The organism is Pseudomonas sp. BN411 (genome assembly GCF_029871235.1).
Taxonomy (GTDB): Bacteria; Pseudomonadota; Gammaproteobacteria; order Pseudomonadales; family Pseudomonadaceae; genus Metapseudomonas.
Map to the genome: position 1 here is coordinate 55839 of NZ_SSOM01000072.1, position 10251 is coordinate 66089.

At 63.9% G+C, this 10251-nt stretch carries 11 protein-coding genes and 1 rRNA gene; 4 read left to right on the forward strand and 8 right to left on the reverse strand.

Translation table 11 applies throughout. The features are described 5' to 3' along the window. Positions 1-267: 267 nt before the first annotated feature. Genes E8F06_RS17990 through E8F06_RS18005 form a run of 4 tightly spaced genes read right to left on the reverse strand, consistent with a single transcriptional unit; the run spans position 268 to position 2877 of the window. Entirely contained in the window at positions 268-1590 is a 1323-nt protein-coding gene (locus E8F06_RS17990; RefSeq protein WP_280369723.1) for a sensor histidine kinase, read from the reverse strand. Next, positions 1587-2255, reverse strand: a complete 669-nt coding sequence (locus E8F06_RS17995) for a response regulator transcription factor (protein WP_280369724.1) — start codon at positions 2253-2255, stop codon at positions 1587-1589. Before E8F06_RS17995 ends, E8F06_RS17990 begins: the two co-directional genes overlap by 4 nt. Continuing rightward, positions 2255-2569 (reverse strand): PepSY domain-containing protein, encoded by a 315-nt coding sequence (locus E8F06_RS18000; protein ID WP_280369725.1) that lies wholly within the window; start codon positions 2567-2569, stop codon positions 2255-2257. Before E8F06_RS18000 ends, E8F06_RS17995 begins: the two co-directional genes overlap by 1 nt. After that, positions 2569-2877, reverse strand: coding sequence for a PepSY domain-containing protein (locus E8F06_RS18005; RefSeq protein WP_280369727.1), 309 nt, complete (start codon positions 2875-2877; stop codon positions 2569-2571). The genes E8F06_RS18000 and E8F06_RS18005 overlap by 1 nt, the downstream gene beginning before the upstream one ends. Positions 2878-3049: 172 nt before the next feature. Here E8F06_RS18005 and E8F06_RS18010 point away from each other — a divergent pair, with 172 nt between their 5' ends. Together E8F06_RS18010 and E8F06_RS18015 are read left to right on the forward strand one after the other, a co-directional pair. Then, positions 3050-4129, forward strand: coding sequence for a patatin-like phospholipase family protein (locus E8F06_RS18010; RefSeq protein WP_280369729.1), 1080 nt, complete (start codon positions 3050-3052; stop codon positions 4127-4129). 32 nt (positions 4130-4161) lie between these two features. After that, positions 4162-5058 (forward strand): hypothetical protein, encoded by an 897-nt coding sequence (locus E8F06_RS18015; protein WP_280369730.1) that lies wholly within the window; start codon positions 4162-4164, stop codon positions 5056-5058. On the opposite strand, the gene E8F06_RS18020 is transcribed toward E8F06_RS18015, so the two are convergent. From E8F06_RS18020 to hmpA, 3 genes are read right to left on the reverse strand one after another with little or no spacing between them, the layout of a single operon-like run. Further along, complete coding sequence (locus E8F06_RS18020) at positions 5010-6197, reverse strand: NnrS family protein (protein ID WP_280369732.1); 1188 nt, start codon at positions 6195-6197, stop codon at positions 5010-5012. The genes E8F06_RS18015 and E8F06_RS18020 overlap by 49 nt on opposite strands. Further along, positions 6184-6441 (reverse strand): transmembrane sensor/regulator PpyR, encoded by a 258-nt coding sequence (locus tag E8F06_RS18025; RefSeq protein WP_280369734.1) that lies wholly within the window; start codon positions 6439-6441, stop codon positions 6184-6186. Before E8F06_RS18025 ends, E8F06_RS18020 begins: the two co-directional genes overlap by 14 nt. Before the next feature lie 56 nt (positions 6442-6497). After that, the gene (hmpA, locus tag E8F06_RS18030; RefSeq protein ID WP_280369735.1) at positions 6498-7679 is read right to left on the reverse strand and encodes an NO-inducible flavohemoprotein; all 1182 of its coding nucleotides are present in this window, start codon (positions 7677-7679) and stop codon (positions 6498-6500) included. A gap of 149 nt (positions 7680-7828) precedes the next feature. Here hmpA and norR point away from each other — a divergent pair, with 149 nt between their 5' ends. Then, a complete protein-coding gene (gene norR / locus E8F06_RS18035) occupies positions 7829-9379 on the forward strand; it encodes a nitric oxide reductase transcriptional regulator NorR (protein ID WP_280369737.1) in 1551 nt (516 codons plus the stop codon). A 116-nt stretch (positions 9380-9495) separates the two neighbouring features. Beyond that, the gene (gene queD, locus E8F06_RS18040; RefSeq protein WP_069084299.1) at positions 9496-9852 is read left to right on the forward strand and encodes a 6-carboxytetrahydropterin synthase QueD; all 357 of its coding nucleotides are present in this window, start codon (positions 9496-9498) and stop codon (positions 9850-9852) included. A 126-nt stretch (positions 9853-9978) separates the two neighbouring features. Here queD and rrf read toward each other — a convergent pair. Continuing rightward, positions 9979-10094: ribosomal RNA gene (rrf, locus tag E8F06_RS18045) — 5S ribosomal RNA — on the reverse strand. Positions 10095-10251 lie beyond the last annotated feature (157 nt).

A 10251-nucleotide genomic window follows, 5' to 3' on the forward strand; every position in this document is an offset into this window, starting at 1 on the left:
ACCCATCCTACGGAGGTTATGCGGCAGCCAGCAGTCCGTAGCCTGGATGAAATCCGGGGCTATACCACCGCCGCTCCCGGATTGCAGCCGAGCTACGATTGGCCAGCCTACTCCGAGATGCCCCCTTATAGGGGGCCAAAAGCAAGTCCACGTTCTACGAACGTGGATGTTTTCTCGCCAAGGGCAGCGCAGCTGCCCCATCGAGGTTGAAGGGCGCACCTTCGCTCCGCTTGGCGATTGAAATCGCCCCCACAGAAAAAGCGCGCCCTACGATGCCAATGTTGCCGGGAGCTCGATGCGCACCCGCAAGCCTCCCAGCGGGCTTTCCTGAAGGCTAAGACGGCCATTCCAGGATTCGACGATGTCGCGCACGATGCCGAGCCCCAGGCCGTGTCCTGCCACCTGCTCATCCAGTCGTGCGCCACGGCCGATGACCTCCTCCCGCTTGTCTTCGGCTATGCCCGGACCATCGTCGTCCACCATCAGGCTGTAGCCGCCCTCCCCGCCGCGAATGGTGAGGTTGACCTGGGTTTCCGCCCACTTGCAGGCGTTGTCCAACAGGTTGCCGAGCAGCTCCAGCAGGTCTTCCCGGTCCCAGGGCAGGCGCAGCCCTTCGGGGGCGTCCCAGTCCAGATCCAGCCCACGGTCGTGGATCATCGCCAGGGTATTGAACAGGCCGGGCAACTCCTCGGCACAGTCGAAATGGGCACCCGGCAACGCCTCGCCAGCCAGGCGCGCACGGCCCAGCTCACGCCCCAGGCGCTGTTGGATCTGCTCCAGCTGTTCACGCAAGGTTTCGCGCAGCTCGGGCTGGTCGCGCAGCTCTTCGCGGTCGGCCAGGCTGACCAGCACGGCCAGAGGAGTTTTCAGCGCATGGCCGAGATTGCCCAGGGCATTGCGGGAGCGCTTGAGGGTGTCTTCGGTATGGCTGAGCAGATGGTTGATCTGCGCTACCAGCGGCTCCAGCTCCTCGGGCACCCGGTTGTCCAGTTCGCTGCGCTGCCCCTGCTGCAGCTGGGCGATCTGCTGGCGAACGTCCTCCAATGGACGCAATGCCCGGCGCACGGTAATGCGCTGCAGGGCGAGAATCAGCAACAGGCCCGCCGCGCCCAGGGCAAAGCCCGTCCACTGCACGCGACGGAAGCTTTCCAGAATCGGGGTGTAATCCTGCGCGACGACAATGCGCACCTGGCGGCCAAAGCGCTTGTAGTCGCCGCGCCAGGCCAGCAGCTCCTGCTCATCCGGCCCCGGCAACAATTGCGGAGCGAGCCCCTTCTGCGACGGCATGGGCAGCTCGGCATCCCAGAGGGAACGGGAACGCCAGGGCTCCTCGTCCAGTTCGATGATGAAATAGCGGCCCGAATAGGGCTGTTGATGGGCGGGGTTGAGACGTTTCTCGTCCAGCTGGATGCCGTTGGGGCCACGCACCAGCGCTCCCAGCAGCAACTCGGCTTCGCTGCGCATGCCCTCGGCCAGATAGCGCCGCAAGCCGAGATCGAACAGCCAGAGACTGGTCTGGGCCAGGGCCAACCCCACCAGCAGCAGAACGCCGATCAGCCCCAGGCTGAGCCGGCGCTGGATCGACCTCATCGGCCCTCACCGGTGAAACGGTAGCCCTGCCCTCTTCGCGTCTCGATGACTTCGCGCCCGAGCTTGCGACGCAGATGATTGACGTGCACCTCGATCACATTGGAATCCCGCTCGGTCTCGCCGTCGTAGAGGTGTTCGGCAAGGTGGCTCTTCGACAGGAGCTGGCCGGGATGCAACATGAAGTAGCGCAGCAGGCGGAACTCGGCGGCGGTCAGCTGGACTTCCTCGCCATTGCGACTGACGCACTGGCGCCCTTCGTCCAGTTGCAGGCCGGCCGCTTCCAGTTGCGGCTGGTTAGCCAGCCCATGGGCACGACGCAGCAGCGCCTGGATGCGCAGGGCCAGCTCTTCGGGATGGAAGGGTTTGGTCAGGTAGTCGTCGGCGCCGGCCTTGAGGCCCTCAATGCGTTCCGCCCAGGAGCCGCGTGCAGTCAGGATCAGCACCGGCGTCGCCAGTCCGCCCGCGCGCCATTCCTGCAGCACTTCGAGCCCGGGCTTACCGGGCAGGCCCAGGTCCAGGATGATCAGGTCATAAGGTTCGCTGGCCCCCTGGTGCAATGCGTCGCGGCCATCGGCCAGCCAATCCACGGCATAGCCTTGGCGGCCGAGGCTGGTGGTCAGCTCATCGGCCAGGGGTACATGGTCCTCTACCAGCAACAACCGCATCAGTCGTCTTCCTCATCCTTCAGAATTCGCCCGTCGCGGGCGTCCAGTTCCAGCTCTCGCACGGTGCCATCGGCAGTGACCAGCTCAACCTCGTAAATGTAGACGTCATCTTCCTCTTCCAGCTCGGCCTCCAGCAGCCGCGCCCCGGGGTAGAGCCCCAGGGCACTGCGCAAGAGTTGGTCGAGCGGCATGATGACGCCCTCTTCGCGGAGCTTCAGGGCCTCGTCCTGGTCCAGGTCCCTGGCCACCGCCTCAAGGGCGAAAATGGCCAGGACTAGGGCAACGATCCCACTGTAGCGAAGGATCCAGCGCATCAGTCGTCCTGGTGATCCTTGAGGATCTGGCCGTTGGTGGCGTCGAGCTCCAGATCCCACTGCACGCCCTGGGCATCACGCAGCTCTACCTGGTAGATGTGGCGGCCGTATTCCTCTTCCAGCTCGGTTTCGTTGATGGTGCCGCCAGGGTGCTTGGCCAGCGCCGCGGCGTTGAGCTTCTCGAACGACTGGATGGTGCCGGCATCACGCAGCTTCAGAGCCTCGTCCGGGCCGAGGTCACGGGCCTGGGCGATACCAGCGGTGGCGGCGAGAGCAGTCACGGCGAACAGGGCAGCGAGTTTCTTCATGGGGGTCATCTCCTTGGGAGCTTGTGTGCTTTCGATGGGAGCAAGATACCGAGGACGACTTAATTGAAGCTGAATTCGCCTTAAGACTTGGGAAGGATCATTCATACCCTGAAGAAGCTTGGCCTTGACGGGGTCGCAACTATAATCGCTGCCTTGCCTTCAGGAGCCCCGCATGAGCGCCATCCAGATCAAGTTTCCCGCCCTCACCCTGCGTGCCGGACGCCGCGCCCTCGCCCACATTCGCGGGCAAGGTCTGAAGCCGGCCGACGTCGGCATCCTGCCGGGCGCGGCGGGCGGCCCCAAGGCATTGGGCATCCAGGGACTTGATCTGGCGCTGTTCGGCGATTGGCTACCACGCGCGCCGCGCGAGCGCGCCTTGATCGGCGCTTCCATTGGCTCCTGGCGCTTTGCCAGCGCCTGCCTGCCGGACGCCGCCGACGGCATCCGCCGCCTGGGCGAGCTCTATACCAGCCAGCGTTTCCCCAAGGGCGTGAGCATGGCGGAAGTCAGCCGCCTGTGCGGCCTGATGCTGGAAGACCTGCTTCAGGGCCACGACGCCCATGTGCTGTCCAACCCCAACTACCGCCTCAACGTGGTGGTGGTGAAGAGCCACGGCCTGCTCGCCCACGACCGCCGTGGCGCCCTGGGCCTCGGTCTGTCGTCGGTGATCGGCAGCAATCTCCTCGGCCGTCCACACCTGGCGAAACACTTCGAACGCGTCATCCTCCACGATGCCCGCCAGGCCCCGCCGTTGGCGCCGCTGTCCGACTTCCCTTCGCACTACCACGCGCTGGATACCAGCAACCTGCGCCACGCCCTGCTGGCGTCGGGCTCGATTCCCATGGTGATGGAAGGCGTGCGTGACATTCCCGGCGCCGGCCCCGGCACCTACCGCGACGGTGGCCTGCTCGACTACCACCTGGACCTGCCCTACAACCCGGGCGGCGTGGTGCTCTACCCGCATTTCACGGACAAAGTGGTGCCAGGCTGGTTCGACAAGGGCCTGCCCTGGCGCAAAGGCGATGCCGAGCGCCTGCAGGACGTGTTGCTGATTTCCCCTTCGCGCGAGTATCTCGCCACACTGCCTCATGGCAAACTGCCAGACCGCAAGGATTTCAAGCGCTATCTCGGCGACGACGCCGGGCGCGAGCGCTATTGGCGCAAGGCCATGGCCGAGAGCCAGCGCCTGGGCGACGAGTTCCTCGAATTGGTGGAAAGCGGCAAGCTGGGAGAGCGCTTGCAAAGCCTCTGATCTGAGACGCATGGAGCGAAGGGAGTACAGGGATGAAGTTGGCAGTTGCCATCATTCATGGCATCGGCAATCAACAGGACGCGAAGGATGCAGAGGGTGAACACGCCTTTTCCCAGAGGCTGATTCGCGGCCTGCGCAAACGGCTTGACGTGGAAGCGGCGGACATCGCGTTCCAGTCGCTGTACTGGGCCAACGTGCTGGACAAGCGCGAACTGGCCTACCTGGAGAAGCTCGAACAGGAACCGGTTCGCTGGCGCTGGATGCGCCGCATGGTCACCCTCTTCCTCGGCGACGCCAGCGGTTACCGCAAGGTCAGCCAGGCGTACGACACCACCTATGAGCAGGTCCACCAGAGCGTGCGCAATGGCCTAAACGCCTTGCGCGCAAAGGTGGGACCGAATACCCCGCTGGTGGTGCTGGCCCACTCTCTGGGAGGGCACATCATCTCCAACTACATCTGGGACCAGCAGAAGCTCAACACCACACCGAGCTGCCCACGGGATCCCTTCCTGGCCATGGAAACCCTGGCGTGCCTGGTCACCTTTGGCTGCAACATCCCGCTGTTCACCTTTGCCTATGACCCAGTGCAGCCGATTCGCTTTCCCGGGCACTGCCTCGATGAACGCCTGGCGCAGTCGGCGCGCTGGCTGAACGTCTACGCACCGGCCGACCTGCTGGGCTACCCGTTGCGTCCGGTGCAGGGCTACGCCGCGGTGGTGCATGAAGACCGGCCGATGGCGGTGGGTTCGTGGTTCCGCCGCCACACGCCACTGAGCCACCTGGAGTACTGGAACGACGCCCGCTTCCAGGATTACCTCGCCCGCCACCTGCGCGAACTGCTGCGCGCCTGCACCGGTCCGTCCACCGAACCGGAACCGGCTCAACCCGGCCTGCCGTCCACCCTCGGGGTGCAGAGCAGCACGGCGTAATGCCGCAGGAACAGCGCAAACGCGGCGGCCCAGCAAATGGCGGCCAGCCAGAGCGCAGCGCTTCCGGCAATCGGCAGTAGCAACACGCGCGCGGCAGCACCCAGGTTGAGCAGCGCGAACGCCGCCCCCATTGCGCGGGGCGGTTCCAGCGGGCGACCGCTGTGCCCCAGGCTTACGCGGGCGATCATCGCCAGGATCAAGCCGCCCATGGCGCCGACGCCCAAGGCGTGCTGGGCCAGACTCGGATTGGCCAGGATGCCCAGGTTCCATGCCGCCAGCCCAAGCGGCGCTACAGCCAACCAGGCGAACGCCAGGTGCAGCGGCCAGAGCAGCGTCACATGCCAGATGCCGGCGTCGTACCAGCGCGCCAGACGCAGCAGATTGCCGAGACCGAGCAGCATGCAAAGACCCGCCAGCCAGGGATTGTGCTGCAACCCAAGGCCACTGGCGAAGCTCGCGGCCAGTAGCACGCCACCCACCAACATGCTCCAGTCCAGCCAGGGCCAGGCCTTCACCTGCTGAACACGCCCAAGGCCACGCTGGGTAAAGAACGGAATTACGCGTCCACCGATCAACCCCATCAGCGCAGCCACCAGCCAGAGCGCGGCCAGCACGCCTTGACGCTGCAATGCGTCATCACCAGCGGCCAGCCCCCAGAGCACCAACGCATCGGCCACAGCCAGCAGGGTCAGCACTATCACCACCGGGTAATTGCCACGCTGGCGCACACGCCAGAGGCTGCGTCCCATCACGAAGGCGACGGCGGGCAGGAAGGCCAGCTCAAGAGGAATGACCAGCATCAGGGGGGCGCCCATCAACCAGGCCGCTCGCGCGGTCAGCCAGAACATTGCCAGCATCGCCAGGGAGCGCCCACGCAGACCGGGGTTGCCGGTCCAGTTCTGTACGGCAGTCAAGAGGAAGCCGGCGATGATGGCGCCGCCGAAACCGAACACCATTTCGTGGCGATGCCAAGCCAGCCAGCCCCCGGCCGGTTGCCAGGCTGCATGGCCATCAAGGGCCGCCAGCCAGATCAGCACCGCCAACAGAGCGAAGGCCGTACCGAATAGAAAGAAGGGTCTGAAACCCAGGCGCCAGATCGGACGGATGGCCAGTTCGCGAGAAGCATCAAGCAATTGCACAGGCCAGCCCCCTTTCTTCCTTGCGCATCTGGTACAGAGCCGTCAGGCGCATCACATAGCCCAGCTTGATCAGGGTCGGGCCCAGAATGACCATGCCGTGGGCACCAATCAGCGTGAGCAGGCCCAAGTGGGCATCGAGGTAGTAAGCGCCGGCGATGCCCAGCAGGAGCTGGAACAGGCCGGTCCAGAGGAACAGATGAGACAGTTGCAGCAAACGCTGGGGGCATCCGAACAGACTGGTCATGATCTTGCACTCCTCGCGTGAAGACCCGGCGCCACCTTGGCGCCGGGCGGCTGTGGTCAGGCCTCCAGGGCGCCGGCCGGTCCAAAGAACTCGTGGTGGCACTGACGCTCGGGTACGCCCAGCTCGCGCAGGTGCTTCTTCACTTGGGACATGAAGCCTTTCGGCCCGAGGAAGTAGGCATCCAGGTCGCGCTCTGTGGGCAGCCACTGGGCCAATTGTTCGCGGCTCAGCAGACCTTCGGCGTCGGGCTGGTCGTCCGCATGCGGCTCGCTGTAGCAGAAGAAACGGCTCAGATGCGGGATGGCGGCCACCTTCTCGTCGATCCAGTCGCGGAACGCGTGGACCGCGCCATTGCGCGCGCAATGGATGAAGTGGATCGGCCGACCGCTATCTTGCGCGGCTTCCAGCATGGCCAGCGCCGGAGTGATGCCGACGCCGGCGGTAATCAGCACCAGGGGTTTGCTACCGGGGCGCAGGACGAAGTCACCGGCCGGAGCGAACAGTTCGATGCGATCGCCTATGTGGAACTCGTCATGCAGATAGTTGGAAACGCGACCGCCCTCCTCACGCTTGACGCTGATGCGGTACTCGCGACCATTGCCGAGTGCCGACAGGGAGTAGTTACGGCGAACTTCCTCACCGTCGAGGTTGAGGCGCAGGCCGATGTACTGGCCCGGAATGAAGTCCATAAGCTCGCTGCCATCTTCCGGAGCGAAGTAGAAGGAGGTGATTTCCGCGCTTTCCACTTCCTTGCGCACCAGACGGAACCAGCGGGCACCACGCCAGCCACCCTTGGCAGAAGCACTGGCGGCGTAGATTTCCTCTTCAGCGCCGATCAGCAGGTCGGCCAGTTGCTGGTAGGCAGCGGCCCAGGCTTCGATGACTTCATCGGTGGCGACTTCGGCACCCAGCACTTCGCGGATGGCCCGCAGCAGGCAGGCACCGACAATCGGGTAATGCTCAGGCAGCACTTGCAGTGCTACGTGCTTGTTGATGATCTTGCCCACGAGCGGGCCGAGAGCCTCGAGCTGGTCGATGTGGCGGGCATACATGAGTACGCCGTTTGCCAGGGCGCGCGGTTGATCGCCGCTGGCCTGGTGAGCCTGGTTGAACAGCGGGCGCACTTCGGAGTATTCACCCAGCATGATCTTGTAGAAGTGACTGGTCAGCGCTTCGCCCCCGGTCTCCAGCAGGGGGACAGTGGATTTGACGATGGCACGTTGTTGGCTAGTGAGCATAAGGACTCCAATTTCTGGGTTGGTCTTTCTGCCTGTTCTATTCCAGATTTCGTGCCAACTTTTTATTCCTTTAAAATCAATTACTTATATTTATACATGTTGTTTTGACTACACTAGCGATCGAGTCATATCGACATGCCGGAGTCATAATGACAACTCATCCCTTCCTGCAGACACTGATCCCTCTGGTCAGCGATCTGTCCCGCGAACTCCCTGAGCGCGAACGCTACCGCCGCCTGCTGGAGGCCCTGCGCGGCCTGCTGCCATGCGACGCTACCGCCCTGCTCCGCCTGGATGGCGACCAGCTGGTGCCGATGGCGGTGGACGGCCTCAGCCAGGACACGCTCGGGCGACGCTTCAAGGTTTCCGATCATCCAAGGCTGCAGGCTCTGATGGAGAAACGCGGCGTCACCCGCTTCGCAGCCGACTGTGGCCTGCCGGACCCCTATGACGGCCTGGTGGAAGGGCACCAGGAGCAGCTGGAAGTGCACGATTGCATGGGCTGCCCCCTCTATCTGGATGACCGGCCCTGGGGTGTGTTGACGCTGGACGCCATGGACCCATCGCGATTCGATGGGCAGGACCTGGACGTCCTCGAAGGCTTCGCCAGCCTCGCTGCCGCAACGGTGAAAGCCGCTGAGCGCATGGAAACCCTGACCCGTCGCGCGCAGGACGAACAGCAGCTGGCAGAGGTCTATCGCCAGGCCGCCGGACAGGTCCGTCCGCAGGAGATGATCGGGCAAAGCGCCACCCATAAGGCAATGGTGGAAGAGATCAACCTGGTGGGCGGAAGTGACCTCACGGTGCTGATCAGCGGTGAAACTGGCGTCGGCAAAGAGCTGGTGGCCCAGTCCATCCATACCCGGTCTCTACGCTCCCGATATCCGTTGATCAGCCTCAACTGCGCTGCTCTGCCCGACACCCTGGTTGAGAGCGAACTGTTCGGCCACGTGCGCGGCGCCTTCTCCGGCGCGGTGAACGATCGCAAGGGTAAGTTCGAGCTGGCTGATGAAGGCACGCTGTTCCTCGATGAGGTGGGCGAGCTGCCATTGGCGATCCAGGCCAAGCTGCTGCGGGTGCTGCAGAGCGGGCAACTGCAGCGGGTGGGTTCGGACCGGGAACACCGAGTGAACGTACGCGTAATTGCCGCCACCAACCGCGATCTGGCGGAAGAAGTGCGGGCCGGCCGCTTCCGCGCCGATCTCTATCACCGGCTCAGCGTCTACCCCTTGCGCGTCCCTCCCCTCCGGGAACGGGGCCGTGACGTGCTGCTGCTGACAGGCTTCTTCCTCGAAGAGAATCGCGCCAGGCTCGGCCTGCGCAGCCTGCGCCTCAGCCAGGATGCCCAGGCAGCCCTGCTCAGCTACGACTGGCCTGGCAACGTACGGGAGCTGGAACACCTGATCGGCCGCGCGGCGCTGAAGGCCCTGGCAGCCTGCCCCGAGCGTCCACGCATCCTTACCCTGACCGCCAATGACCTGGCCCTGCCCAGCAACCAGCCGGCGCCCGCCACCAAGTTGGTCGATGCACCGGCCATTGAAGCGGTTGGCGATCTGCGCGAGGCCGTAGATCACTACCAACGCCAACTCATTACCGCGAGCCTGGAGCGCCACCAGCAGAATTGGGCGGCAGCTGCCCGTGAGCTGGGCCTGGACCGCGCCAACCTGCTGCGCCTGGCCAAGCGACTGGGAATCAAGTGAGGCGTTAGCTCGTCCGGCAGTATCTGTCTTTTCGGTCAGGCTGCCGGAGAGCTGGTAGAATCATGGCTTTCCTGCTTTGGCCAGTCGCCTGGCCGTCACTTCAAGAGCGTTGTTCAGTGGAAATCTTCAAGGAATTCATCTTCGAAGCCGCGCACCGGCTCCCTCACGTGCCTGCCGGCCACAAGTGCGGCCGCCTGCACGGTCACTCCTTCCGCGTGGCCATCTACATCGAGGGTGAGCCCGATCCCTATACCGGCTGGATCCGCGACTTCTCCGAGCTCAAGGCCATCTTCAAGCCACTCTACGAGCAGCTCGACCACAACTACCTCAATGAGATCCCCGGCCTGGAGAACCCCACCAGCGAAGTCCTCGCCAAGTGGATCTGGCAGCAGCTCAAGCCCCTGCTCCCGGAGCTCTCCCGCATCCGCATCCACGAGACCTGCACCAGTGGCTGCGAATACCGCGGCGACTAACAGCTCCAGAATGCAAAAAGGCCACCCTCGGGTGGCCTTTTTTATGCCGGTGCGCTGACTCGAATTTTCTTGCGCGCAAAGACAAACCCCCGACACGCCTGGGCGAATCGGGGGTTTGGGATAGAAGCTTGACGATGACCTACTCTCACATGGAGAAGCTCCACACTACCATCGGCGATGCGTCGTTTCACTGCTGAGTTCGGGATGGGATCAGGTGGTTCCAACGCTCTATGGTCGTCAAGCAATTCGGTTGGGATCTCGTCCTCGGACGCAATCCCGAAATCTATGGCTTTCACTAATAGGCAAAGCCCCGGCATGCGCTGGGCATACCGGGGCTTTGGGATAGAAGCTTGACGATGACCTACTCTCACATGGAGAAGCTCCACACTACCATCGGCG